Below are 25,714 nucleotides of genomic sequence, written 5' to 3'. Positions count from 1 at the left end.
AACCCCCGGGGTTGGGCCAGTAGGATGCCCCGACCCGGCACTCGGCCCTTACCGGAACGCCCCCCGCGCGTACCGTCCGAGCGTCAGCTGGCGTCGCCGCGGCCCTTGGAATCATCGGGGCCGCGCAGCGAGTCCAGCGCGGCCTGCAACGCTTTCTGCGTCGCGGCCGACAGGGGTTTGGCCTGCCGCACCGGTGCTGCCGCCGGTTGCGGGATCGTCGTCTTGACGACGAGTTCGGCCGCTTTCAGCCCGACGGACCGGGCTGCGTCGAGCATTTCCGGTGCGGCCAGCCGCAATTTGGCGCGCCACACCGGAGCATCGACGACATACACGAGCCTGCCGCGTTCGAAGTTGGCCAGCCGCGCGTGCGCGGCGAGCGAAGGCGGCAGGTAGGGGCGTAACCGAAGGTCCAGATCTTCGAGCCACAAGGCTCGCTTGATCGGGTTGCCGGCGGTGTCCTCCATCAACGCATCCAGGGCGATGCGCGGAGCGGAAGGGCGGCGCGACGGCGGCCTTTTGGGCTTGGAATCAGACATCGGACTCATGACCTATCAATCCATCGTAGAGCACACGCGCGAACGGCTGGGGAACTTCTTCCAGCAGTGCGGCCGGGCCGGCGCCCGCCGTCCCGCACTGGCGATCGCGCTGCTGCTGGGCACCGGCGTTTGCGTCGGCGCCGGCGCCGGCATCGCCGACAACCGCATGCTACGCGCCGAACTGGCCCAGCAGCACGACCAGATCGCCGTCACCCGCCGCGACGCGCAGCGCGAGATCAATGCCCTGGCCGCGCGCATGGGCGAATTGCAGGCCGAGGCCAACCGCCTCAACGCCCTCGGCGAGCGCCTGACCCGGATCGGCCAGCTCCAGGACGGCGAATTCGATTTCAACAAGCCGGTCGGCGTCGGCGGCGCGGGCCCGGTCCGCGACATGTCCAAGCCCGAGCTCGACATGGGCATGGACCAGCTCAAGCAGCAGTTCAAGGCCTCCGGCGAGCAGCTGACGGTGCTGGAATCGCTGCTGTTCAACCGCCAGATCGACATGAACGCGGTGCCCTCGCGCGCGCCGATCGCCAACAGCTACATCACCTCCGGCTTCGGCGGCCGCGCCGACCCGTTCAACGGCGGTGCCGCGTTCCACAAGGGCATCGACTTCGAAGCCGACGTCGGCGACCCGGTGCTGGCGGTGGCCGACGGCGTGGTCAGCTACTCGGGCGTGCGCTCGGGCTACGGCAACGTCATCGAGATCGACCACGGCAACGGCTACGTGACCCGCTACGCGCACAACTCGCGCCTGCTGATGAAGGTCGGCGAGCTGGTCCGCGCCGGCCAGGAAGTGGCCAAGGCCGGTTCCAGCGGCCGCTCCACCGGCGCCCACGTGCATTTCGAGGTGTGGGAGAACGGGCGGGTGGTCAATCCGGTCAAGTTCCTCAACCAGCAGTCGCCGCTCCGGGGGTGAGAGGGGCCTGCTTGCGAGCCACTGGCTCGCGGCCCCTCGAACGCCGGCCGCTCCGCGGCCGGCCGGACGCGCAAGTCGCCGCTGAGGACTGACTCGCGAACCGTGGAATCGGGCAAAGTCCCACATTCCGCCGTCGCTTTTCCCCCTTGATACCGTTCAGGTCGCCCCCCACGCTAGAATGCGTGTGGCCAAAGACCAGGCTCGATCCGATCGGGGGCGCATGGCGCCCCCGATCGCGTTTTACGGCCCCCGTTCGCGGGGGTTCGGACGCAGCGATCGGGCGGTCCTCTGGATTCCTGGGGAACTTGCCGGCGGCAACGCGTTCTTAACACGTCCCGCCTGTGCAACCCCGTTCGCTTTACACGGACCCGTCATGCTCAACAGCTTGCTTACCCGCGTTTTCGGCAGCCGCAACGACCGCCTGCTGCGCCAACTGCAACGATCCGTCGTCAAGATCAACGCGCTCGAGGCGGAGTTCGAGAAACTCTCCGACGCCCAGCTGCAGGCCAAGACGCCGGAGTTCCAGAAGCGCATCGCCGATGGCGAATCGCTCGACAAGCTGTTGCCGGAGGCGTTCGCGGTCTGCCGCGAAGCGTCCAAGCGCGTGCTCGGCATGCGCCATTACGACGTGCAGATGATCGGCGGCATGGTCCTGCACCTGGGCAAGATCGCCGAGATGCGCACCGGCGAGGGCAAGACCCTGGTCGGCACGCTGCCGGTCTACCTCAACGCGCTGGAAGGCAAGGGCACCCACGTCGTCACCGTCAACGACTACCTGGCCCGGCGCGACTCGGCCTGGATGGGCAAGCTCTACAACTGGCTCGGCCTGAGCGTGGGCGTGGTCTACCCGGGCATGAACCACGCCGACAAGCACGCCGCGTACGCCGCCGACATCACCTACGGCACCAACAACGAATTCGGCTTCGACTACCTGCGCGACAACATGGCGCTGTCGAAGGACGACCGCTTCCAGCGCGGCCTGCATTACGCGATCGTCGACGAAGTCGACTCGATCCTGATCGACGAGGCGCGCACCCCGCTGATCATCTCCGGTCCGGCCGACGAATCGCCGGAGCTGTACATCAAAGTCAACCGCATCGTCCCCTCGCTGACGCGTCAGGAGAAGGAAGACGGCGACGGCGACTACTGGGTCGACGAGAAGGGCAAGCAGGTGCACCTGTCCGAAGCCGGCCAGGAGCACGCCGAAGAACTGCTGCGCAAGGCCGGCATCATCGGCGACGAAGAATCGCTGTACGCCGGGCAGAACATCTCGGTCGTGCACCACCTCAACGCGGCGCTGCGCGGCCATGCGATCTACCAGCGCGACGTCGACTACATCGTGCGCGACGGCGAGGTGGTGATCGTCGACGAATTCACCGGCCGCACCCTGCCGGGCCGGCGCTGGTCCGACGGCCTGCACCAGGCGGTCGAAGCGAAGGAAGGCGTGCCGGTCCAGCGCGAGAACCAGACCCTGGCGAGCATCACCTTCCAGAACCTGTTCCGCATGTACAAGAAGCTGGCCGGCATGACCGGTACGGCCGACACCGAGGCGTACGAATTCCAGAGCATCTACGGCCTGGAAGTGATCGTGATCCCGACCAACCGTCCGGCCCAGCGCAAGGACCACTCCGACCAGGTGTTCCTCAACCGCAACGGCAAGTACCGCGCGGTGCTGGCCGAGATCCAGGCCTCGCACGAGCGCGGCCAGCCGGTGCTGGTCGGCACGACCTCGATCGAAGTGTCGGAAATGCTGAGCCAGCAGCTCAAGGCCGCCGGCGTGCACCACGAGGTGCTCAACGCCAAGCAGCACGAGCGCGAGGCCAACATCATCGCCCAGGCCGGGCGTCCGGGCGCGATCACCATCGCGACCAACATGGCCGGCCGCGGCACCGACATCGTGCTCGGCGGCTCGCTGGAATCCGAGCTCGCCGAGCTCGCCGCGCAGAACAACGGCGAGCCGGTCGACGAGGTCACCCACAAGCGCCTGAAGGCCGAGTGGCAGCAGCGCCACGACGCGGTCAAGGCCTCCGGCGGCCTGCACATCGTCGGCACCGAACGCCACGAATCGCGCCGCATCGACAACCAGCTGCGCGGCCGCGCCGGCCGCCAGGGCGACCCGGGTTCCTCGCGCTTCTACCTGTCGCTCGAAGACAATCTGATGCGCATCTTCGCCGCCGACTGGGTGCAGAAGGTGATGGCGCGGATGGGCCTGAAGGAAGACGACATCATCGAAAGCCCGCTGGTGACCAAGCAGATCGCCAACGCGCAGCGCAAGGTCGAGGCCCACAACTTCGACATCCGCAAGAACCTGCTCGACTTCGACGACGTCAACAACGATCAGCGCAAGGTGATCTACGGCCAGCGCGACGAGCTGCTGGAAGCCGAGAGCGTGCAGGAGAACGTCGACGGCATCCGCGGCGACGTGGTCGCCGAGATCGTGCAGCGCCACGTGCCGGCCGACTCGGTCGACGACCAGTGGGACCTGCCGGGCCTGCAGGCCACGCTGGCCTCGGAGTTCGGCGTGCAGGTGCCGCTGGTCGAGACCGCGGCCAAGGCCGAGGAGCTCGACGCCGAAGCGGTCGCGCGCCAGGTCCACGAGGCGGTGGAAGGGCATTTCTCCGCGCGCGAGCAGCAGCTCGGCGCCGAGACCATGCGCATGCTGGAAAAGCACATCATGCTCAACGTGCTCGACCAGAACTGGAAGGAGCATCTGGCGCGCATGGACTACCTGCGCCAGGGCATCCACCTGCGCGGTTACGCGCAGAAGCAGCCCAAGCAGGAATACAAGAAGGAAGCCTTCGAGCTGTTCTCGGAGATGCTCGACAAGGTCAAGCGCGAGGTGGTGACGATCCTGGCGCGCGTGCGCATCCAGAGCGAGGAAGAAATCGCCGCGCTCGAGCAGCAGGAACGCGCCCAGGCCGAAGCCCAGCTCGGCCAGATGCAGTTCCAGCACGCCAGCGCCGGCGGTTTCGGCGCCGACGAGGAAGCCGAGCAGGTGCTGGCGGACGAAGCCTTCGCCAATGTCGGCCGCAACGATCCTTGCCCTTGCGGCAGCGGCAAGAAGTACAAGCATTGCCATGGGCAGTTGGGCTGATACAGCCGAGATTCGGGATTCGGGATTCGGGATGGGCGACGCCGCCGATGCCGATCCCGAGCCGCCCTCGGCGGTCGCGGCGCCCGTCGCCGAATCCCCAATCCCCAATCGCCCATCCCGGGTCGTGGAAGTCGTCGCCGGCGTCATCCGCGACGCGCGCGGCCGGGTCCTGCTGACCCGCCGCACCGAAGGCCGCGATCTGGCCGGTCTGTGGGAATTCCCGGGCGGCAAGCGCGAGCCGGGCGAGACGCCCGAGGCGGCGTTGAGCCGCGAACTGCACGAGGAGCTCGGCATCGACAGCGAGATCGGCGCCGAGCTGATCCGGGTGCCGCAGCGTTATCCCGACAAGCGTCTGGTGCTCGACGTGCGCGAGGTGCGCGCGTGGCGCGGCAGTGCGCGCGGGCGCGAGGGCCAGGCCCTGGTCTGGGTGCCGCCGCACAAGCTGGCCAGCTACGCCATGCCGCCGGCCGACCGGCCGGTGGTGGCGGCGCTGGAGCAGCCCGACCGTTATCTGGTGACGCCCGAACCCGGCGCCGACGACGAGGCCTGGCTGGCGGCGCTGGCGGCCGCGCTGGCCGCCGGCGTCAAGCGCGTGCAGCTGCGCGCGCCGGCGTTGAGCGCGGCCGATCCCGCGCGCTGGCGCCGGCTCGCCGCGGCCGCGGCCAAGCGTTGCCGTACGGCCAAGGCCGAACTGCTGATCAATGCGGACCTCGCGCTGGCGCGCGAGCTCGGCGTGGGCGCGCACCTGCGCGCGGCGCAACTGCGCGACGCGGCCGCCGTAGGCGAGCGCCCGCTGCCGGCCGAACTGCCGCTGGCGGCGTCCTGCCACGACGCCGGCGAGCTGCGCGCGGCGCAGGCCCTGGGCTGCGATTTCGCCGTGGTCGGCTCGATCAAGCCGACGCCGAGCCACCCCAGCGTGCTCGGCATCGGCTGGGAGGCGTTCGCGGCCTTGCGCGAATCGGCGTCGCTGCCGATCTACGCCATCGGCGGGCTCGGGGTCGAGGATCTGGCCGATGCGCGCCGGCACGGGGCGCAGGGCGTGGCGGCGATCCGGAGTCTGTGGCCGGCGTAATGAGGCGGCGCGGCTTCGCTCGCGACTGTAGGAGCGGCGCGAGCCGCGACCGCGACACCGCAACTACGGCGCAACACATCGACCGGGATCTAAAGTCCTGGGCCTGAAGGCCGTTTCGTGGCGTCGCGGGAAGGTCTTCGCGCGCCAACGCGCGATCGGTCGTTGGAAGCTGACGGGCCGATCGCCCGGCGCGGATTCGCGAAGCCTCAGGCCGCGGCGTCGGCCATCGCCCGATAACGCCGATCCAGCGCTTCGACCTGCGCCTGCAGCGCCTCCAGCGGCCCGTCGTTGACCACGATGTCGTCGGCCACCGCCAGCCGCGCCTCGCGCGTCGCCTGCGCGGCGATCATGCGCGCGGCCAGTTCGGCGTCGATGCGGTCGCGCTGCATCACCCGCGCCTGCTGCACCGCCGTCGGCACGTCCACCACCAGCACCCGATGCAGCCAGGGATACGCATCGCGGCCGCCTTCGGCCAGCAGCGGGATCGCGGCGATCGCGTAGGCGCCGGGCGCCTGCTCGCACTGCGCCTGCAGCATCGCCCGCACGCGCGGGTGGACGATGGCTTCCAGCCGCTTGCGCGCGGCCTCGTCGGCGAACACCAGGCGCCGCATCGCGGCGCGGTCCATGCCGCCGTCGGCGGCGAGCACCTGCGGCCCGAACGCGGCCGCGACTTCGGCCAGGCCTTCGCTGCCCGGCGCGACCGCGGCGCGCGCGGCCAGATCGGCGTCGGCGACGACGATGCCCAGCGCTTCGAAGCGCCGGGTGACCTCGCTCTTGCCCGAAGCCACGCCGCCGGTGACGCCGACGCAGAACCCGGCCATCAACGCAGTCCGGAGAAGGACAGGTAGGCCTGCAGCAGGTTTTCGCCCCAGAAGAACACGATCCAGCCGGCGATGGCCAGGTACGGCCCGAACGGGATCGGGATGCCCATGTCGCGGCCCTTGATCGCCAGCCAGATCGAGCCGATCACCGCGCCGACCAGCGACGACATCAGGATCACCGGCAGCACGCCCTTGAGCCCGACCCAGGCGCCGATCGCCGCGAGCAGCTTGAAGTCGCCGCCGCCCATGCCTTCGCGCGGGTCTTTGACGTGTTTGACGACCACCTGGTACTGCTTGTAGATCCAGTTGACCAGCCACAGGCTGCCGAAGCCGGCGATCGCGCCGAGCACGGCCGGTTTGACGGGGAAGTACAGGTTGTCGCTGGCGGCGACGATGCCGAGCCACATCAGCGGCAAGGTCAGGCTATCGGGCAGGTACTGCGTGCGCAGGTCGATGCCCGACAGGATGATCAGGAAACTGGTGAGCACCATCGCGCCGAAGCCCTGCCAGCCGAAACCGAAGCGGGCCACGCAGGCCAGCATCAGCAGCATGGTCAGCAGCTCGACCGCCGGGTACTGCATCGAGATCGGGGTCTTGCAGTAACGGCAGCGCCCGCGCAGCGCGAGGTAGCTGAACAGCGGAATGTTCTCGAACCACGACAGCTGATGCTTGCAGTGCGGGCAGTGCGAGCGCTCGACCACGATTCCGGGCGGCGGCGGGTCGTAGACCTCCGGCAGTTCGAGGACCTCGCGCGCGTCCTTCTTCCACTGCCATTCCAGCCGCTTCGGCAGGCGCAGGATGACGACGTTGTAGAAACTGCCGAGCAGCAGCCCGAAACCGGCCGCGAGCGGATACCCGAGGCCGGGATTCTGATCTAGGAATGCCATGCGGTGAGGATATCGCCGATCAGATCGTCGCCGCCAGCTTGAAGATCGGCAGATACATCGCCACCACCATGCCGCCGACGATGACGCCGAGGATGATCATGATCAGCGGTTCCAGCAGGCTCGACAGCGCATCGACGGCGTTGTTGACCTCCTGCTCGTAGAACTCGGCGACCTTGACCAGCATGGTGTCGAGCGCGCCGGCTTCTTCGCCGATCGCGGTCATCTGCACGACCATGTGCGGGAACAGGTTGACCTGCTTCATCGCCATGTTGACCTGGTAGCCGACCGAGACGTCGTCGCGGATGCGGTTGACCGCCTTCTCGTAGACCACGTTGCCGGTCGCGCCGGCGACGGTGTCGAGCGCTTCCACCAGCGGCACGCCGGCGCGGAAGGTCACCGCCAGGGTGCGGGCGAAGCGCGCGATCGCGGCGTTGTGCAGGATCTGGCCGACGACCGGGATCTTCAGCATGACCCGATCGAGGAAATGGGCGAACGCCGGCGAGCGGTTCTTGGCCATGATGAAGGCGACCGCCGCGCCGATCACCAGGAACAGGATCGCCCACCACCACTGGATCATGAAGTCGCTCATGCCGATCACCATCAAGGTGAAGGCCGGCAGGTCGGCGCCGAAGCTCTTGAACGTGGCCTGGAACTGCGGCACCACGAAGATCAGCAGGATCGCGCTGACCAGGATCGCGACCGCGACGACCGTGGCCGGGTAGAACAGCGCCTTCTTGATCTTGCCCTTCAGGGTTTCGATGTTTTCCTTGTACGTCGCGACCGTGTCGAGCACGGTCTCGAGCACGCCGGCGGATTCGCCGGCCTTGACCAGGTTGCGGTAGAGCTCGTCGAACTGGACCGGGTGCTTGCTCATCGCCTCATACAGCGACAGACCGCTTTCCAGGTCGGCGCGGATCGCGTTGAGCAGCTTCTTCATGCGCGGGTTCTTGTGGCCCTCGCCGATGATCTCCAGCGAGGTCACGATCGGCACGCCGGACTTCATCATCGTGGCGATCTGGCGGCTGAAGATGGCGATGTCGCCTGGGGTGATGCGCTTGCCGGAGGCGCCGAACAGCGGCTTGCCCTTGGGCTTGACCACGTTCGGGGTGATGCCCTGGCGGCGCAGTTCGGCGCGCAGCAGGTTGGCGTTCTTCGCCGCCTGCTCGCCCTTCATCTTGATGCCGCGCTTGTCGGTGCCCTGCCAGACGAAGACTTCCAGCGGATTTTCGCGGCGGACCTGGGGGGCGGTCTTGGTGGCGGTGCGAGTGGCGGATCGGGACGCGGACATGGGTTAGTCCTTGGTTACGCGGTTGATTTCGGCCAGGCTGGTGACGCCGTTGAGCACCTTGACCAGGGCCGAGCGGCGCAGGTCGCGCACGCCGGACCGGGTGGCGGCGGCGGCGATCTGCATCGCGTTGCCGCCTTCGAGCACGATCGCCTGGATTTCTTCGGTCATCGGCATGACCTGGTAGATGCCGGTACGGCCCTTGTAGCCCTCGGTGCAGTCGGGGCAGCCGACCGGTTCAAAGAGGGCGATGCCGGCGGCGATTTCTTCGTGGGTGAAGCCTTCGGCCAGCAGCGCGTGTTCCGGCAGGTGGACCTCGCGCTTGCAGTCGTGCAGGCGCCGGGCCAGGCGCTGGGCGATCACCAGGGTCACCGAGGAGGTGATGTTGTACGGCGCCACGCCCATGTTCATGAGGCGCGCGATGGTCTGCGGGGCGTCGTTGGTGTGCAGGGTCGACAGCACCATATGGCCGGTCTGCGCGGCCTTGATGGCGATTTCGGCGGTCTCGAGGTCGCGGATTTCGCCGACCATGATCACGTCCGGATCCTGGCGCAGGAAGCTGCGCAGCGCGGCGGCGAAGGTCATGCCGCGCTTGACGTTCATCTGCACCTGGTTGATGCCCGGCACGCGGATTTCGACCGGGTCCTCGACCGTGGAGATGTTGCGCTGGTCGTCGTTGAGGATGTTCAGCGCGGTGTACAGCGACACCGTCTTGCCCGAGCCGGTCGGGCCGGTCACCAGGACCATGCCGTAAGGCTTGACCACCGCGTTGACGAACAGGTCGCGCTGGTCGTCCTCGTAGCCGAGCTTTTCGATGCCCAGGCGCGCGGCCGAGCCGTCGAGGATACGCAGCACGATCTTCTCGCCGAACAGGGTCGGCAAGGTGCTCATGCGGAAGTCGATCTGCTTGGTCTTGGACAGGTTGAGCTTGATGCGCCCGTCCTGCGGCACGCGCTTCTCGGCGATGTCCAGCTGCGCCATGACCTTCAGGCGCGCGGCGATGCGCGAATGCAGCTTGTTCGGGACCTTGGCGACCTGCTTGAGCAGGCCGTCGATGCGCAGGCGCACCCGGTATTCGGTTTCGTAGGGCTCGAAGTGGATGTCCGAGGCGCCGCGGCGGATCGCGTCGACCAGCACCTTGTTGACGAACTTCACCACCGGGGTGTCGTCGCCCTTGGCGTCGATGCCGGTGTCGCCGCCGGCGCCCAGGCCCTCGTCGTCCTTGCCGACCTCCAGGGTGTCCAGGCCTTCGCCGTCGCCGACCGCGTCGCCGAGGGTGTCGTTGGTTTCGGTCCAGCGGTCGAGGGTCGACTTGATCAGGGCCTCGTCGACCAGGATCGCTTCGATGACCAGATTGGTCTGGAACTTGATCTCGTCGAGCGCGCGGCTGTTGGTCGGATCGGCCAGGCCGATGAACAGCTTGTTGCCGCGCTTGAACAGCGGCAGCGCGTTGTGCTTGCGCACCAGTTCGTCGCTGATCAGGCGCGAGGCCGACTGGTTCGGATCCATCGCGGTCGGATCGAACAGCGGCACGCCGAATTCGATGGAGTTGGCGGCGGCCAGCTGGGCCGAGGTCGCCAGGCGGTTCTCAGCCAGGTATGAGGCCAGCGGCTTGCGCTCGGCGCTGGCCGCGGCCATCGCTTCGCGGGCCTTGACCTCGTCCAGGGCGCCGTCCATGACCAAACGCCGGGCAATGCCGGTGATTCCCACCAGGTTGGCAGTAGCGGTGGACATCTCAGCCCTCAGTTTTCCCCACCCTGACTTTACCGCAATCTCAGGTCGTGGCGAGCGGAACGGCGTCGCTATTCTGCGGTCGGCCCGTGTCAGGTCCAACCGGGACAAGGTATCCTCCGCCACGGGGAGGTGGCATGTCTATTTCTATTGTTTTGCCGGCCAAGAACGAGTCGGAGGGGCTGCGCCGTACCTTGCCGGCGCTGCGTGCGGCGTGGCCGGACGCGGAGATCATCGTGGTCGACGACGGTTCGACCGACGACACCGCCCAGATCGCCGCCACGCTCGGCGCGCGGGTGCTGAGCTCGCCGTATTCGATGGGCAACGGCGCGGCGATCAAGCGCGGCGCGCGCGCCGCGCGCGGCGAGGTGATCGTGTTCATGGACGCCGACGGCCAGCACGATCCGGGCCATATTTCCTTGCTGCTGGCCGAGCTCGACCGCGGCTACGACATGGCGGTGGGCGCGCGCAACGCCAGCGGCCAGGCCAGCATCGGCCGCGGCGCGGCCAACGCGCTGTACAACCGGCTGGCCAGCTGGATGACCGGGCACAAGGTCCAGGACCTGACCTCGGGCTTCCGCGCCGTGCGCGCGGCCAAGTTCCGCGAGTTCCTGCACCTGCTGCCGAACGGTTTCAGCTACCCGACCACCAGCACGATGGCGTTCTTCCGCAGCGCCTACCCGGTGACCTACGTGCCGATCGACGTGGCCAAGCGGGTCGGCACGCAGAGCCATATCCGGCCGCTGCGCGACGGTATCCGCTTCCTGCTGATCATCTTCAAGATCGCCACCCTGTATTCGCCGCTGAAGCTGTTCTTGCCGACCTCGCTCGGCTTCGCCGCGTTGGGGCTGGGGCACTACGCCTGGACTTACTTCAACGAAGGCCGTTTCACCAACATGAGCGCGCTGATGTTGAGCGCGGCGGTGATCGTGTTTCTGATCGGGCTGATTTCCGAGCAGATCACGTCGCTGACCTACAATACGCGCACCGATAGGCCATGAGCCGCCCGCCCTGCGCGAGCGCGGGCTCATCGGCGCCGACGAGCCCTTGCCTGTCGGGACGGGCGCGCGGCTCGGATACCTGAGCGATATGGCCGAATCCGATACCGCACTGCTGATCAGCACGTCGTTCGCTCAGGGCGGCGACGGCAGCGAGGCCGCCGGTGCGTTCGTCGCCGATCTGGCCGAGGAATTGAGCGCGATCATGCCGGTGCGCGCGGTAGTGCCGGGACGGGCCGAAGGCGTTTCGCGGGTCGGCGAGGTCGAGGTCTGGACCTTCCGCGCGCCGGACAAGCCGCTTTCGTTGTTGTCTCCCGCGGATCCGCGAAACTGGCCGGCGATCTTCGGCACGCTGCGTTCCTTGCGGCGCATCACCATCGCTGCGGGCGCCGACGGTCGCGTCGCGCACGCCCTCGCATTCTGGGTCCTGCCGTCGGGATGGGCGGCGCGCTCGCTCAAGCGCCGGCACGGTACGAACTACAGCGTGTGGGCATTGGGCAGCGATATCTGGTCGCTGGGCCGGCTGCCGGTGGTGAGAGGTTTTTTGAAGCGGATATCGCTGCAGGCGCATGCGGCCTATGCGGACGGGCTGAAGCTGGGAGCGGACGCCACCGCGTTGACCGGGCGCGAGTTCGCCTTTCTTCCGAGCACTCGCAGACTCGATGCGCGTCGGGACAGGCCGGTCGCGTCGTCGCCGCCTTGGCGGCTTTTGTTTCTGGGGCGCTGGCATCCGAACAAGGGCGTGGATCTTCTGCTGGAATCCCTGCGTCTGCTGAAGGACGAGGATTGGCGACTGATCGCCGAGGTCCACATCGCCGGCGGCGGACCGCTCGCGGAACTCGTCGCCGAGGCCGTGCAGGCTCTGCAGCGCGATGGGCGTCCGATGCGGCTCAGCGGCTATCTCAACAAGGAGGGCGCTTCGCGGGCGTTCGCCGAAGCCGACAGGTTGCTGCTGCCGTCGCGCGTAGAAAGCATTCCCGTGGTCTATTCCGATGCGATGAAGTTCCGGTTGCCGGTCGTGTCGATGCCGGTCGGCGACTTGCCGTCGTTGATCGGCAGGGGAACCGGCTGGCTGGCCGGGCAAGTCTCGGCGCCGGCGTTTGCCGAGGCGATCGCCCATTGCCTGCGCAGCGGTCACGACGAAGCGGCGTTGGCGAAAATGAGCGAGCGCTTCTCCTTGCGCGGAATCGCCGAGGATGTCGCCGGGACGATGCGGACGGGCGGTCCGAAACGTGCTTGATCTGGACTCCGCCCAATGGACGCAAGCCCTCGGCGAAGGCTTGGGCGCGCAACTGACGCGATTGCGCGACGGCGGTACGGTGGCCTGCTTCAAGGCCGGCCCGTTCCGCGTTGCGTATCCGGATTTCCTGATCGGTAGCTCAGCGGTTTTGGATGCGCAGGCGCTCGACGAGCGCGTTGCCGCCGCTGCCGGACTGCGCGCCGACCTGATTCGGCTGCAAGCGGCCCAGGCGCCCGTCGATGCGCGCGTCCAGGCCGTGCATTCGATCGGCAGCATCGCGATCGGGCGGCTCGCCGATTGGCAGGAACGTTCGTGGGAAAAGGCCCGGCGCGCCGGCAACCGGGCGCCGCGCTCGCCGTTGCGGTTGCGGCCGGGACGCGCCGAAGACGGCGCACAGATCGACCGTCTGTATCAGGCGACGCTGCGCCGGCACGGCGGTTCGATCCGTTACAACCGCCGCTACTTCGAACTCATCGCCCCGGCCGCCGCGATCGTGGCGGAACTGGACGGGACGATCTGCGGTTTCGTCTGCGCGGGCTTTCAGCGAGGCAGGGCGTGTTACATGCACGGGGCGCACGATCCCGAAGCGCGCGCGCACTATCCGTCCGACCTGTTGTTCCTCGAAATGCTCCGGCGCGCCCGCGAGGCGGGCATGCAGCGTTTCGACTTCCTGCCGTCTCCGCCCGGGCAGTCGAGCCTGAGCGCCTACAAGCGCGCGTGGGGCGGCAGCGACGAGGCGTTGACCGTCAGCGACCTGGCGCTGCGTCCGTTGCGCGCCAAAGGCTTCTCCATCGCGTTGCGCTTGAGCAAGGCGGTGGATTCATTTCGCCGCGGTTGAGCGCATGGACAACCGGTGCGCCAAGCGCCGGGCGTCGGCGCGGATGCCGCGCAGATAACGGCTGCGATGATCGTAGAGGTTGTCGAAACCCAGCAGGTACAGGCCGGGATGCGCGCGCAATTCGAAATCGCGATGCGCCGGAACGCCGTATTCGTCGAGTTCCGCAGGCTGCGGCAGCAGGTCGAGCACGGCGCGGTAGCCAGTGGCCAACACCACCGCCGCGGCCTCGACCCGGCGACCGTCCTCGAGCAAGAGCGCGCCGCGCTCGATGCGGTCGATTTTCGGCCAGATCTTCACCGTCGCGCTGTCCACCAGCGCACGCGTCGCTCCGCCGTCCATGACCGGGTAAGAAGGGCGGCGTAAGCCCGGGCGCAGGCGCGCCTGCAACTCCTCCCAGAAGAAATAGGCCGCTTCGCGCAGCGAGGCGACAAGGCCGTGGCGGCGGTACTCGATCGGGGAACGCAGGCTCAAAGCGCACGCAATGCCCCTGGCGTTCAATTCGAGCATCAACTGCCCTGCCGTCACTCGGCGCCCGACCACCACGACGGGGGCGTCGCCGGCGCGCAAACCGTTCAATTGCGCGTAGTCGGAAATTTGCGCGGCGTGGAGCATCGGCAGCGAACCGTCGCTGACGATTTCCGGCTGCGGCAGCATGGGGCGGAAAAAATAGCCGGTGGCCAGCACGACGGCCGAATAGACTCCGCGCTCGCCGTGTTCGGTGAACAAGCGCCAATGGCCGTTCTGCGCCGTCTCTATCGCCGAGATCCGGGTGCGCTCGTGGACGGCTCCGCGCAGGCCGCCGGAGACTTCGAGCAGGTGGGCCACATACTCTCTGGCCGGCGATTTGCGCAAAGGATTGCCGCGCAAGGCATCGCGCCAGCGCAGCACATTGGTCCACCACGGACTCAGAACCCGCAGGTCCGGCGGCGCGGCGCGCCAGGTTGCGGCCAACTGGCGTTCCTCGAACAGCTCGTATCCGATCGAGAGCGCATCGAGCTCCGCCGCCAAGGCGATGCCCGCCGGGCCGCCGCCGATGATGGCGATCATGCTTTCGCCTCGAAGCGGACCTCGGCGTAATCCCAGCCGAACACGCCGGTCCAGCGAGCCACCCGCGCTTCCAGGCGGGCGAGCAAGGCCCAACTGCGCTGCGGCAGCAGCCCGAGGCGTACCAGCGGCGTCGTCGGGAAGCGGCCATGGCGCAGAACGGTGCAGCGCCCGAGGGCGAAGCCGGCTTGTTCCAGCAACGAGTTCCACTGCGCAATGGTGCGATGGATCTTCAATCCGTCCTCGCAGAGTCTGCGTCTGCGGCGCGCCTGCTCGATCATCACCAAGGGCGCGCCGGGTTTGAGCGCGGCGCGCGCGGCGCGCAGAAGCGCCAAGGCGGCCGCATCGTCGGTCAGATAGCTCAACACCACATAGATCACGGCGGCGTCCATCGCCGCGTCGGCGATGGGAAGCGCGTGTCCGTCGGTCTTGACGAACGCACAGCCTTCGTCGCCGCAGCGAGCGCGGGCGTGGCGCAGCAGGCCGAGAGAAATATCGACGCCGACGATGCGGTGCCCCGCGCGCATCAGCGGCTGCGAAGCGCTGCCGGTACCGCAGCCCAGGTCGAGCAACGCGCCGGCGACGATCCCGTGTCGGGCCATGCTGTCCTCGAACGCGCCATCGCGGATCGCGGCCAAATACCGGTTCTTCAGGCCGCGACGGTCCAACGGGTCGATGATCGCCGCATCCGGATCGATGCCGGCCAGACCGTCCCAATGCTCGCGTTGCTGGCGGTCAGCGTCGTTCACGGCGGGGTCTCAGGGCGAGAGCGAATACGGTCGCGAACGCGGCGGCCGCGATTTCGGCCGCCAGGAACGCCAGCCGCGCCAACGCGGCGGTCACCGCCAAGGTCGCGGCGTCCACGCCGATCAAGCTCGGTGCCGAGACGAAGATCGCCTCGCGAACCGCGATGCCGGCCGGGACGACGAAAGCCGCCAGCGCCAATACCGAAGCGCCGCCGTACCACGTGCCGAGCAAGGCCCACTCGTACCAGCCGACCCGGCCGTACAGGATCGCCGCGAACGCGAGGAAATAGAAAATCCATTCCGAGCACAGCAGGGCCGTGCCCTTCCACGGCATCGGCGGAACCGGTTCGCTGGAGGCGAGCGGCGCCAGCTTCGGCAGGAACCGGCTCAGCAGACGCAGTCCCCAGGTTTCGATGGCGGGATGGCGATGCAGCCACTCCACCGCCAGCACAACGGGTACTAGCAACAGCAGCCAGGCCATCGAAACCCGCAGGGCCAGCAGCAAGCTCACGACCAGGCCGACGGCCAGCGCGTTGGTGGTCGCCATCTGCCAAAGATTGGCGATCACCACGTCGCTGGCGCGATGGGTCGCGGCCATGCGCTGGCTTTGATACACCACCCCCCAGATCTTGCCCGGCAGGTAACGCACGATCTGCGCCTGCAGATAGATCGGCAGCGCTTCGCGCCGCGAACTGCGTCCGCGATTGAGCCGGTCGAGCAGATTGAGGTGGTACCAGCCCTTCAGCGCGTACATCGGCGTCGCCACGACGATGGCCGCGGCGACCTGCCACCAGCGCACGTCGCGGATCGAGGTGCCGACCAGGGCCATCTGCGGCGCGAGCACGCGGACCAGGAACGCGCCGGCTGCGAGTATCAGCGCCCAGGTCAAAATGCGCCGGGCGAGCCCGTGGCGTTTGCCGGCGGGCGCCTCGGCCGCAGCCGCGCGATCCGATGGGTGGGAAGGAAGATGCGGCATCTGCGGCGTGGATCAGGCGAGCGCGCTGCCGACCGCTGCGGCCACCCGGGCCAGATCGGAATCGCTGAGCTTGGAGGAAATCGGCAGGCTCACCGTTCGCTGGCCGATCTTGCGGGCGTTCGGCCACTGATCGGGATGCCAGCCGAAGCGTTCGCGGTAATAAGGATGTTCGGCGACCGACTGGTAGTGCACGCCGGTGCCGATCCCGAGCGCATTCATGCGGTCGAGGAAGACATCGCGTTCGATGCCCGCGCGTTCGGGATCGACCATCACCGTATAAAGATGGAAGGCGTGACGGGTATCGGCCTCGGGCGCCGCGGGCAGCCCCAGCGGCAGATCCGCCAGCGCTTCGTCGTAGGCCTGCCAGATTTCGCGTCGCCGCAGCCAGTTCTGCTCGACGCGGGCGAGCTGGTGCAGCCCGATCGCCGCTTGCAGGTCCATCATGTTGTACTTGAAGCCGCATTCGACGACTTGATAGTGCTTGTAGCCCTTGTCGCTGAAACGATGCCAGGCGTCCTTGCTCATTCCGTGCAAAGCCAGCGTGCGTGCGCGCGCGACCAGTTTCGGATCGCGGCCCACGATCATGCCGCCCTCGCCGGTGACCACGTTCTTGGTCACGTAAAAACTGAAGCAGCCGAAATCCCCGAACGTGCCGGCCTTGGTTCCGCGGTACTCGGTTTCGATCGCGTGCGCGCAATCCTCGATGACCATCAGGTCGTGCTTGCGCGCGATGGCCATGATGCGCTCCATGTCGCAAGGCCTGCCGGCGAAATGCACCGGAAGGATGGCGCGCGTGCGCGGCGTGATCGCCGCTTCGATCGCATCGGGATCGATGTTCTGGGTCGCCGGATCCACGTCGGCCAGCACCGGAACCAGGTCGGCGTGGACGATCGAATTGACGGTGGCGCAGAAGGTCATCGGCGTGGTGATGACTTCGCTGCCTGGCTCCATGCCTGCGGCCACCATGCTGACGTGCATTGCGGCCGTACACGAGTTGACGCCCGCAACGAGTTCGGGCCCGATGCCTTTGTACGCGGCGACGTCGGCTTCGAAACGGGCGACGCGCGGCCCGGTGCCGAGCCATCCCGAACGCAGACAGGCTTCGACTTCGGCGATTTCCGGCTCCTGGATGTCGGGAGCAGCGAAGACCAGGAACGGCGGCTTGCTATCGATGGGGCTCATGCGGCGGGGTGTCCGAGGAGGTTGAGGGAGAGGCGCTCGTCGCGATGCTGTCGCGGGCGCGCTCGATGATGAAGCCTGCGCGACGGTCGCGAGGGTCCGCTTTGCCGACCAGCACCCGCAGTTTCTCGCGGGCCTCGTCGAGACGCCCATTATGTGCGAGCGCCTGAATCAAAATCCCATCCACTTCGATGCCTGCCGGCGGAACCGCCGCGAGCCGTGCCTGCTTCAACGCGTCCGGCCAGTGGCCCGAGCGCGCGTAGATCGAAGCGGCCGCGTAGCGCAGTTGCCATTTCGGCAGGATGTCGCCGCCTTGTTCGCTTGCCGCTTCGGCCAGGGCCGCTACCGCGCCGGCGATCTCGGCGTCGTTCAAGGCCGGGCACCGTCCCGCATCGGTGACCTGCATCAGCAAGCCTACCGACTGCATCTCGCCGATGGTCAGGCGGGGCTGGGCATCGGCGACGGCGCGATCGAGTCTGTTCGGGTCCACGCCGCTGCCGCGCAGGCACGCGACGGACAGCAGGTCGAGTTCGGTGAGCAGACGGCTGCGTGGCTGCGCGGACGATTCCAGGGGGCGCAGGACCGCTTCGGCTTCGTCGTACCGGCGCTTGTTCACCAGCGCCACGAACTTGGCCTGGCGGGCGCGGACCGATTCGGGGTGTCCGCGCAGCGCTTGCTCTACGATCAGATCTTTGCTTCGCCAGACCTGCGTCTGCTGCGCGGCGATCGTCGCCAGCGCGATGCAGGCCGCGACCCACAGGCCGGCAATGCCGAAACGCACACGGCGCCGGGATCGCCAACCGGCCGGCAACAGGCCGATCAATCCGGCGAGCATCAGCAGCAAACCGACCGAAGGAAGGTAGTTGCGATGTTCGTAATACAGCTCCAGGGGCAGGATGCTGGATTCGACCGAGTGCGCGAACAGGAAGAAGAACCACCCCGCAAAGATATGCGGGGCTTTGCGCTTGAGCGCTATCGCGCCGATGCTGGCCGCCGACAGAAACACGATCGCCGCCGCTGTGGTCGGCGGCGAAAACAAGCCGTGCGAGGTCGCGAAGTCGTCGGCGAACAATCCCATGCGCTCTGCGCGCGGGACGGCCAACATTCCCAGATAGTCGACCAGCGCGCGGCTCTGCGACAGCAGTCTTTCGGGCATGCCGAAATCGCGGATCGCGTAACCGGCCAGAACCGTCCCCGGCTTGAACGCAAGTATCCACGCCGCGGCAATGGCGGGCAGCAGTAAAGTGGCCGCGTAGAACGCCGATAGCCAACGCTTGGAGGCGGGAGTCCGCTGGAAGTAGGCGATCTCAAGAACCAGGCACAGCAGGGGAGCGACCGCCGCGTTTTCCTTGCTGAACAATCCCGCGATCCACAGCAGGGGAAACGCCACGAACAACCAAAGGCCGGCGGCGCGTTTGCGATCGTCTCGAAGCGAATCGCGGCCTCGCAGATACGCGAGCACACACGCCAATGCGAACAGGCTGCTCAGCTGCGCCATGCGCTGGATGGCGTACAGCACGGTGCTGACGTGGAGAGGATGCAGCGCCCACAGCGCCGTCAACGCCACTGCGGCGAGCGCCGCGTCGCGTCCTGCGAGCAGGCGACGCAGCAGGCGATAGATCAAGACCGCGCAAATCAGATGGATGAGCAGATTGCCGAGCTTGTAGTCCAGCGGCGTGGGCGAGCCCAGGCCCGCGCTCAGCATGAAGCTGGCCATCGACACCGGACGCCCCAGTACGCCGGAGACGTTGCCGAACATCGCTTCGCTCCAGCCTAACCGGCCGCGTTCCCACAACCGCACCGGCTCCAGGTTGAAGCTGTCGTCGAACAGATACGGGCCGTCCAGACCCAGCGCATAGATCAACGAGGTCGCAAGCAGGACAGCGAACAGGAGCCAATGCGCGCGATTGAACCGGGCTGGCGCGGCGACGCCTGTCGACGCCCGGTTGGCTGCAAAGGCTCCGTGCATATCACTTCTGATCTAGCAGTGCGCGGGTCTTCGCCAGTTCCGCGCGGCCGATCTTGTCGTAGGGCTTCATGCGTTGATCCAGGACCGTCAGCAACTGCTCCGCCTGCGGGCGCAGCTTCCGATGCGCGTAGAGGTTGGCGAGCAAGGAGCCGACGGGCAGGTCGCCGCTGGCGTTCCAGGCCAGCTCCGCTTGTTGCTGCGCTTCCGGCAAGCGCCCGGCGCGCGCCAGGACTTCGGCGGTGAGGTAGCGGGTCAGCCATTTCGAGCGCGAACGATCGGGCTGGTTCTTGGCTTTGTCGAGCATCGTCAACAGGCTGTCGGCCAACACCGAGTCGGTCAGTTCGCCGCAGTTTTGTTCCCTGCTGACTTTGGCCAGCAGTCTCAGGGCGGGCACCTCGGCGGTGCTCAGGTTCGGGCGCGCATCGGCCACCGCGGTGCGCAAGTCCTGGGCGAGGACGGGTTTTCGCAGCATGCAGTCGAGCGTGACCCAGCTGATGCGGCCGATCACCCTGTTGCGCGCAACCGGGCTGGTCAGCAGATCGGCGAACGCATCGTAAGCGCCCTGGGGATTGGCTTGCTGCAAGGCATGCGTGGCCCGGAGCAACTGGGCGCGCATGGAGTCGGGATGGAACTTCAATCCCTGCGCGAGGATGGTGTCTTCCGCCTGCCAGACTCGGGCGCGGCCGCCGGTGGCGAAGGCGAAGGACAGCGCCAGCCCGCCTGCGACCAGCAAGCCGAGCGTGCGAGGCTTGAATATGTTGGTCGGGATGTCGTGGGGAATCAGCGAGGTCAGCCCGATGACCGCCAAGATCAGGCCGAATGCCGGCAGGTAGTTGCGATGCTCGAAGTACAGTTCGAGCCCGAGGATGCTCGATTCCACCCCGTGCGCGACCAAAAAGAAGAACCAGCCGGCGAAGAACGTAGGCGCGCGCTTGCGGAGCGCGATGGCGCCGCCGCTGATGACCAGCAATGCGAGCAGCGACAACAGCGTGGTCGCGGGGCTCAGCAAGCCGGTGGACGGGACGAAATCGTCCGTGTACAGGCCCAGCAACGGAGTGCGCGGGAGCAGCAGCGTGCCGACGTAGTCCATCAGCGCCCGCGACTGCGTCAGCAGACGCTCGGTCAAGGTGAAGTCGCGTTCCCAATAGCCGCCCAGGAGCCGCCCGGGCGACGACGCGAGAATGGCGACCGCGCCCAGCGCGGGCAGCGCCAGAAACACGCCGAAGAACGCTTGCCGGACCCGACGGTGTTCGGTGCGGCCGAGGAAGTAAGCCAGCTCGAACACCAGGCACAGCGCGGGCGCGACCGCGGCGTTCTCCTTGCTCAGCAAGCCGGCGATGAAGAATGCGGGAAACAGGACGAACAGGCTGAGCGTCGCTTTCCCGACGCGGTTTTCGATCAGCTGGCGCCGCGCCGTCAGATAAGTCCACAAGGACAGCAGCACGAACAAGGTGCTGAGCTGGGCCATGCGCTGCACCGAATAGAGCACGGTGCTGACGTGGATCGGATGCAGCAACCACAGCGAGACGGCGATGGCGGCCAAAAGATCGGCGTTGGCCTGCAGCCGGCCGTCTTCGCGAAGCGCGCGGCGCAGGACCTGCCAACCGACCAGGCCGCACAACAGGTGGATCAGCAGATTGCCGAGTTTGTAGGCGAACGGGGTGTGTCCGCCCAACTCGGCGCTGAGCAGGAAGCTGGCCATCGATACCGGCCGGCCGAGCATGCCCGACTGATTGTCGAGCATGACCGACTGCCAACTCATCTCGCCGTTGAGCCAGTTCTGGACAGGGTTGAGATTCGGTAGGTCGTCGAACATGAACGGGCCGGAGAGGCCCGTCCAGTAAACGAACACCGTCAACGCCAAAGCGGCGAAAAGCGCGATGCGAGCCTGCATGAGTCTGTCCTGATAAATCCCCGGCGCAGACTATAAAGGCAAGAACCGGTTCGTGCCGAGTGTTGAGCAGGCGTTGCGCAGCGGCTCCAAACAGGCAGCGCGGGCGACGCTTCAGCCGATTGTCAGCGGCATTCCGCCGGCACCAGCGTCAGATTCGTGCCGCTGGGTACGCTGCAATCCCACTCGAGTACGCCTCTGCCCGAGGTCGGGCGCAAGGTGAAAGCGACGGGGCTGGAGGTGGAACTGACGGCCGTAATTACGCCGTTGGCTCCGATGTCGACGCTGGCGCAGTAGCTCGAAGCAGCGAAGCTGTAGCCTGTGTTGGTCGCAGTGACCAGGCTCAATGAGCCGCGGTCCTGGGCGGTTTCCGATACCGATAGCTTGGCGGCAGCCGCTACGTTGAGGCATTCGGCGTTCTTGGTACGCGTGACGTAATCCAAGTAGGCCGGAAGCGCGATCGCGATGAGAATGCCGAGGATCGCGATCACGATCATCAGCTCGATCAAAGTAAAACCTGTTTGCCGCTTCATATGGAACCCCGTAGACCGCTGATGTTGATGCTGGTTGTCTGGATCGACAGGGGGGTGGATCCGTTCGGCGCGGACGCTGGGCATTGCGTCCTTACCTAGAAGAAACCCCGGCGAACCGGGGTTTCTGGTGAAGCGCTTGGAGCGTGAGTCTCAGCTATTACTTGCGGCACTCGGCCGGCAGCTGCGACTTCTTGGCGCCGGCGCTCTCGGTGCAAGCCCAGTCGATGCGGCCGGTGTTGGAGCTCGGGGTCAGCTTGAAGACCGCGAGGGTGCCAGCGCCGGTGGCCTGGGTGGTGGCGGTGATTTCGCCGCCGGCGGCGATGGTCACGCTGGCGCAGTAGCTGCTGGCAGCGAAGCTGTAGCCGGTGATCGCCTGCGAGGTGATCGCGCCCAGCGAGCCGCGGTCCTGAGCGGTTTCCGACACGGCCAGCTTGGCGGCGGCGGCGACGTTGATGCACTCAGCGTTCTTGGTGCGGATGGTGTAGTCCTGATAGGCCGGCAGAGCGATGGCGATCAGGATGCCCAGGATCGCGATGACGATCATCAGTTCGATCAGGGTAAAGCCTTGCTGCTTCTTCATGGTGTATCCCCTAGGAGTGTTGGTTGCTTCACGTGCCAGCAGGCTAGGCTTTCGATCCATCGAAGGTGCCAGGCGAGCTGTCCGTGCACGTAAGGACTACGCACAACCCGTGCCAAGTAGCGATGCCGATGGCACTGGCTGTGAAACTGCTAGGGCAGTCACGCAACGAAGGTGGGCAGGGGTGAGCGGGGTGACGCTTTGGGTCAGTCCAGAGGCCGGAGTGGTGACCAAATGCGTCAGATTGGAAGGCGCCACCCTGGAAATGTGATTGTCATCAATCATTTCCGCCCGCGCGTTTTCACGACGTCCGTCGCGAGGGGGTTTGCCCGGATTTGGCGGCTGAACAGGCCCTTGAACCGAAGGGCTAATAACTGCAGGTACGCCTGGTCTTTAACGCCAGCGCCGGTACTTCGCTGATGCGGCTACCGACCGACGTCGGTCGCGCGATGTATCCGGTCCCGTTTACTAGTACGCAATAACGGGCGGGTTGAGGCCGCGTGGCGGCATGGGCGAGCGTCGGGCCTGAAGTCGAAGATCGCGTCTCTGCTTGGCGCTCAACGCCTGGCGGTGTTGAGGAAGCATGCGCAGCCGCAGGCCCGGCCCAGTGCGGGCGACTTTCTGCGGCTCGTTTGGCTCGCTGTTGTTCGCAGTCGTGGCAGACGGTCGGCGGCGGCCTCGACCGACCCTGGAACGAGCCTTTGGTTGCGCGCAATTGCGCGCGGCTGTGCCGGACAGAACAAAAAACGCCGGCCCTTGCGGGCCGGCGTTCGGGCTGCCGGATGCAGGCGCCGTGGTCGGCGCCCTGATCCGTCGATCATCGCGTTGCGATGGGTCTCGCGAATCAGCCCCTGCACTCGGCCGGCAGCTGCGACTTGCGGGCCTTGTTGGTTTCCTTGCAGACCCAGTCGATACGGCCGAGATCGGCGGAGGGGGTCAGTTCGAAGACAGCCGAAGGGGTGCCGCCGGTGGCGCGGGTGGTGGCGGTAATTTTGCCCTTGACGCCGATGGTCACGTCGGCGCAGTACTCGCTGGCGCTGAAGCTGTAGCCGGTGATGGACTGCGCGGTGATCGCACCGAGCGAACCGCGATCCTGGGCGGTCTCGGAAACCGCCAGCTTCGCCGCGGCGGCAACGTTCAAGCACTCGGCGTTCTTGGTACGGATGGTGTAGTCCTGATACGCCGGCAACGCGATCGCGATCAGGATGCCGAGGATCGCGATCACGATCATCAGTTCGATCAGGGTGAAGCCTTGCTGCTTGTTCATGGTGTTTCCCCTAGGAGGTGTAAGTCGTTGGCTCGCGCCGGCAAGGACGGCGACCGCGAAAGTCCGACGGGCGCACGCGTTGCTGGTGCGTATCGGGTTACGCAGAGCTCGTGCCAATTCGAAGGGGTATGCAGTAAGCGTGTATGCAGTGCGCTGTTGAGTGCATGCATCGTGCGTCCTTTGCTGCTGCAACGATTCGAAGCGATATCGTTGCGAGGATCGCGATGCATTCGAGCGCGATCGATGTAGCGCATTTGCATTCGAAAGTGTGCGTCGAATGCATGCGACGATCTTCGGTTGGCAGCGACGCGCATTCGCGGGCGATGCACCGAAGCGATGCGCGCAAACGTGTCCGCTTGTATGTCGCGTCGATTCGCCACTGCGCGGTTCGCCGAGGCGCCAGGCGCCGGTGGCTGCGAACGCGCGCACGCAGGGCGCGGCGCTCGGCGCTCATCGCAGACGCCGCCCAGGGCGGACCGCCACGACGCCCTGGCGTGCCGCCCCGCTGCCCGCCCAAGCCAGGCCAAAACAAAAACGCCGGCCCTCGCGGGCCGGCGTCTTGTTGTCGGGCTTGTCGTTCTCTATCTATATGGAGAAGGTACGGCCGCCACCGGCCGCCTCGCCTCAATCGATCCCGAGCTTCTTGAGCTTGTAGCGCAGCGCCCGGAACGTGATCCCCAGCGCCGCCGCGGTGCGGGTCTTGTTGTAGCGGTTTTCCTGCAGCGCCTGCTGGATCGCGGCGCGCTCGATCTCTTCGATGTACGACGGCAGCGCGCTGGTGGCGGTGTCGCGCGGGCTGATCGTGCGCGGGTCGACTGCGCCGGGCGGCAGCGCTGGCTGGCCCGCGGCGGCCGGCGCGGCGCCGGGGGCGGCGGTCGCGGCGGGGCCGCCCTGGGTGGCCAGGCGCGGCAGGCGCAGATCGCTGGCGCTGAGGACTTCGCCTTCGGCCAGGGCCAGGGCGCGCTCGAGGATGTTCTCCAGTTCGCGCACGTTGCCGGGGAAGGTATAGGCGCGCAGCGCTTCCAGGGCGTCGTCGCCGAGGCGCGGCACCACCCGGCCCTGGGTGCCGGCGAGGCGGTGCAGGATCTTGGCGGCCAGGCCGGGCAGGTCGTCCAGGCGCTCGCGCAGCGGCGGCACGCGCAGTTCGATCACGTTGATGCGGTAGTACAAGTCCTGGCGGAAGCGGCCTTCGGCGACCAGCGCGGCCAGGTCCTTGTGGGTGGCCGACAGGATGCGCACGTCGACGGTGACTTCGGCCTGAGCGCCGACCGGGCGGATCGATTTTTCCTGGATCGCGCGCAGCAGCTTGACCTGCATCGCCAGCGGCAGCTCGGCGACTTCGTCGAGGAACAAGGTGCCGCCGTCGGCGGCCTGGAACAGGCCGGGCTTGTCGGCGTGGGCGCCGGTGAAGCTGCCCTTCTTGTGGCCGAAGAATTCGCTTTCCATCAGCTCGGCCGGGATCGCGCCGCAGTTGACCGGCACGAACGGTCCGTCGGCGCGCCCGCCCTCGGAATGGATGGTGCGCGCGACCAGTTCCTTGCCGACGCCGGATTCGCCGGCGATGTACACCGGCGCCTGGCTGCGCGCGACCTTGCCGATGGTCTGGCGCAGCTTGATCATCGCCGGCGATTCGCCGTACAGGCGCGAGCCGACCGCTTCGCTGGCGTTGCGCCGGGTTTCGTGCAGTTCCAGCGCGTGGCGGACCAGGTCGCGCAGCACCGACAGGTCGACCGGCTTGGCGACGAAATCGAACGCGCCGGCCTTGAGCGCTTCCACCGCGGCCTCGACGTTGCCGAACGCGGTGATCATCGCCACCGGCGTGTTCGGATACTTCTGGCTGATCTCGGCGACCAGGTCCATGCCCGAGCCGTCGGGCAGGCGCATGTCGGTCAGGCACAAATCGTAACGATTGCGCAGCAGCTGGCTGCGAGCCTCGTTGAGGCCCGACGCGGTGTCGCAACGAAGGCCCATGCGGCCCAAGGTCATGACGAGCAGCTCGCGAATGTCGCGTTCGTCGTCGACCACCAATGCACTACGGGTTTCAGCCATTACGCCCTCCACCGCCCACGATAACTTAACGAACCTGTCGCGGCCAAGACGCTGATGGCACG

21 protein-coding genes are annotated in these 25,714 nt (G+C 67.1%); 6 read left to right on the top strand and 15 right to left on the bottom strand.

The window, feature by feature from the left end:
- Window positions 1–83: 83 nt before the first annotated feature.
- On the bottom strand, window positions 84–545 hold the full coding sequence (locus tag JHW38_RS11285) for a DUF721 domain-containing protein (protein WP_207525995.1): 462 nt from the start codon (window positions 543–545) through the stop codon (window positions 84–86).
- Here JHW38_RS11285 and JHW38_RS11280 point away from each other — a divergent pair.
- The 3 genes from JHW38_RS11280 (at window position 544) to JHW38_RS11270 (ending at window position 5,621) form a co-directional block, all read left to right on the top strand.
- Entirely contained in the window at window positions 544–1,455 is a 912-nt protein-coding gene (locus JHW38_RS11280) for a M23 family metallopeptidase (protein ID WP_207525994.1), read from the top strand. The two genes, JHW38_RS11285 and JHW38_RS11280, sit on opposite strands and share 2 nt — an antisense overlap.
- Window positions 1,456–1,828: 373 nt before the next feature.
- On the top strand, window positions 1,829–4,549 hold the full coding sequence (gene secA / locus JHW38_RS11275; RefSeq protein ID WP_207525993.1) for a preprotein translocase subunit SecA: 2,721 nt from the start codon (window positions 1,829–1,831) through the stop codon (window positions 4,547–4,549).
- 31 nt (window positions 4,550–4,580) lie between these two features.
- Window positions 4,581–5,621: a Nudix family hydrolase gene (locus JHW38_RS11270; protein ID WP_207525992.1), complete on the top strand. Its 1,041-nt coding sequence runs from the start codon at window positions 4,581–4,583 to the stop codon at window positions 5,619–5,621.
- 206 nt (window positions 5,622–5,827) lie between these two features.
- Here the strand turns inward: JHW38_RS11270 and coaE are convergent, their stop codons facing one another.
- From coaE to pilB, 4 genes are read right to left on the bottom strand one after another with little or no spacing between them, the layout of a single operon-like run.
- Window positions 5,828–6,442: a dephospho-CoA kinase gene (coaE, locus tag JHW38_RS11265; RefSeq protein WP_207525991.1), complete on the bottom strand. Its 615-nt coding sequence runs from the start codon at window positions 6,440–6,442 to the stop codon at window positions 5,828–5,830.
- Entirely contained in the window at window positions 6,442–7,329 is an 888-nt protein-coding gene (locus JHW38_RS11260) for a prepilin peptidase (RefSeq protein ID WP_207525990.1), read from the bottom strand. The genes coaE and JHW38_RS11260 overlap by 1 nt, the downstream gene beginning before the upstream one ends.
- A gap of 19 nt (window positions 7,330–7,348) precedes the next feature.
- On the bottom strand, window positions 7,349–8,617 hold the full coding sequence (locus JHW38_RS11255; RefSeq protein WP_207525989.1) for a type II secretion system F family protein: 1,269 nt from the start codon (window positions 8,615–8,617) through the stop codon (window positions 7,349–7,351).
- A gap of 3 nt (window positions 8,618–8,620) precedes the next feature.
- Window positions 8,621–10,348 (bottom strand): type IV-A pilus assembly ATPase PilB, encoded by a 1,728-nt coding sequence (pilB, locus tag JHW38_RS11250; RefSeq protein ID WP_207525988.1) that lies wholly within the window; start codon window positions 10,346–10,348, stop codon window positions 8,621–8,623.
- A gap of 134 nt (window positions 10,349–10,482) precedes the next feature.
- On the opposite strand from pilB, the gene JHW38_RS11245 reads away from it, so the two are divergent.
- From JHW38_RS11245 to JHW38_RS11235, 3 genes are all read left to right on the top strand, one after another.
- Window positions 10,483–11,346 carry a glycosyltransferase family 2 protein gene (locus tag JHW38_RS11245; protein WP_207525987.1) on the top strand — a complete coding sequence of 288 codons (864 nt, stop codon included), beginning with the start codon at window positions 10,483–10,485 and terminating at the stop codon, window positions 11,344–11,346.
- A gap of 88 nt (window positions 11,347–11,434) precedes the next feature.
- Complete coding sequence (locus JHW38_RS11240) at window positions 11,435–12,583, top strand: glycosyltransferase (protein ID WP_207525986.1); 1,149 nt, start codon at window positions 11,435–11,437, stop codon at window positions 12,581–12,583.
- Window positions 12,576–13,421, top strand: a complete 846-nt coding sequence (locus JHW38_RS11235; protein WP_207525985.1) for a GNAT family N-acetyltransferase — start codon at window positions 12,576–12,578, stop codon at window positions 13,419–13,421. Before JHW38_RS11240 ends, JHW38_RS11235 begins: the two co-directional genes overlap by 8 nt.
- On the opposite strand, the gene JHW38_RS11230 is transcribed toward JHW38_RS11235, so the two are convergent.
- The 10 genes from JHW38_RS11230 to JHW38_RS11185 all read right to left on the bottom strand — a co-directional run bounded on the left by JHW38_RS11230 (window position 13,404) and on the right by JHW38_RS11185 (window position 25,652).
- A complete protein-coding gene (locus tag JHW38_RS11230; protein ID WP_207525984.1) occupies window positions 13,404–14,468 on the bottom strand; it encodes an NAD(P)-binding domain-containing protein in 1,065 nt (354 codons plus the stop codon). The two genes, JHW38_RS11235 and JHW38_RS11230, sit on opposite strands and share 18 nt — an antisense overlap.
- A complete protein-coding gene (locus JHW38_RS11225) occupies window positions 14,465–15,103 on the bottom strand; it encodes a class I SAM-dependent methyltransferase (RefSeq protein ID WP_207525983.1) in 639 nt (212 codons plus the stop codon). The genes JHW38_RS11230 and JHW38_RS11225 overlap by 4 nt, the downstream gene beginning before the upstream one ends.
- 97 nt (window positions 15,104–15,200) lie before the next feature.
- Window positions 15,201–16,100 carry a lysylphosphatidylglycerol synthase domain-containing protein gene (locus tag JHW38_RS11220; RefSeq protein ID WP_207525982.1) on the bottom strand — a complete coding sequence of 300 codons (900 nt, stop codon included), beginning with the start codon at window positions 16,098–16,100 and terminating at the stop codon, window positions 15,201–15,203.
- 99 nt (window positions 16,101–16,199) lie between these two features.
- Window positions 16,200–17,369 (bottom strand): DegT/DnrJ/EryC1/StrS family aminotransferase, encoded by a 1,170-nt coding sequence (locus JHW38_RS11215; RefSeq protein ID WP_207525981.1) that lies wholly within the window; start codon window positions 17,367–17,369, stop codon window positions 16,200–16,202.
- A complete protein-coding gene (locus JHW38_RS11210; protein WP_207525980.1) occupies window positions 17,353–19,335 on the bottom strand; it encodes a hypothetical protein in 1,983 nt (660 codons plus the stop codon). The genes JHW38_RS11215 and JHW38_RS11210 overlap by 17 nt, the downstream gene beginning before the upstream one ends.
- A gap of 1 nt (window position 19,336) precedes the next feature.
- Window positions 19,337–21,229, bottom strand: a complete 1,893-nt coding sequence (locus JHW38_RS11205) for a hypothetical protein (protein WP_207525979.1) — start codon at window positions 21,227–21,229, stop codon at window positions 19,337–19,339.
- Between the two features lie 122 nt (window positions 21,230–21,351).
- Window positions 21,352–21,843: a pilin gene (locus JHW38_RS25705; RefSeq protein ID WP_278249813.1), complete on the bottom strand. Its 492-nt coding sequence runs from the start codon at window positions 21,841–21,843 to the stop codon at window positions 21,352–21,354.
- 73 nt (window positions 21,844–21,916) lie between these two features.
- The gene (locus JHW38_RS25700; RefSeq protein ID WP_207525978.1) at window positions 21,917–22,339 is read right to left on the bottom strand and encodes a pilin; all 423 of its coding nucleotides are present in this window, start codon (window positions 22,337–22,339) and stop codon (window positions 21,917–21,919) included.
- 841 nt (window positions 22,340–23,180) lie between these two features.
- Window positions 23,181–23,603: a pilin gene (locus tag JHW38_RS11190; protein ID WP_207525977.1), complete on the bottom strand. Its 423-nt coding sequence runs from the start codon at window positions 23,601–23,603 to the stop codon at window positions 23,181–23,183.
- A 624-nt stretch (window positions 23,604–24,227) separates the two neighbouring features.
- The gene (locus JHW38_RS11185) at window positions 24,228–25,652 is read right to left on the bottom strand and encodes a sigma-54-dependent transcriptional regulator (RefSeq protein WP_207525976.1); all 1,425 of its coding nucleotides are present in this window, start codon (window positions 25,650–25,652) and stop codon (window positions 24,228–24,230) included.
- Between the last annotated feature and the right edge of the window lie 62 nt (window positions 25,653–25,714).

Source organism: Lysobacter enzymogenes, assembly GCF_017355525.1.
Taxonomy (GTDB): Bacteria; Pseudomonadota; Gammaproteobacteria; order Xanthomonadales; family Xanthomonadaceae; genus Lysobacter; species Lysobacter enzymogenes_C.
This window is presented reverse-complemented; position numbering and strand designations above follow the sequence as displayed.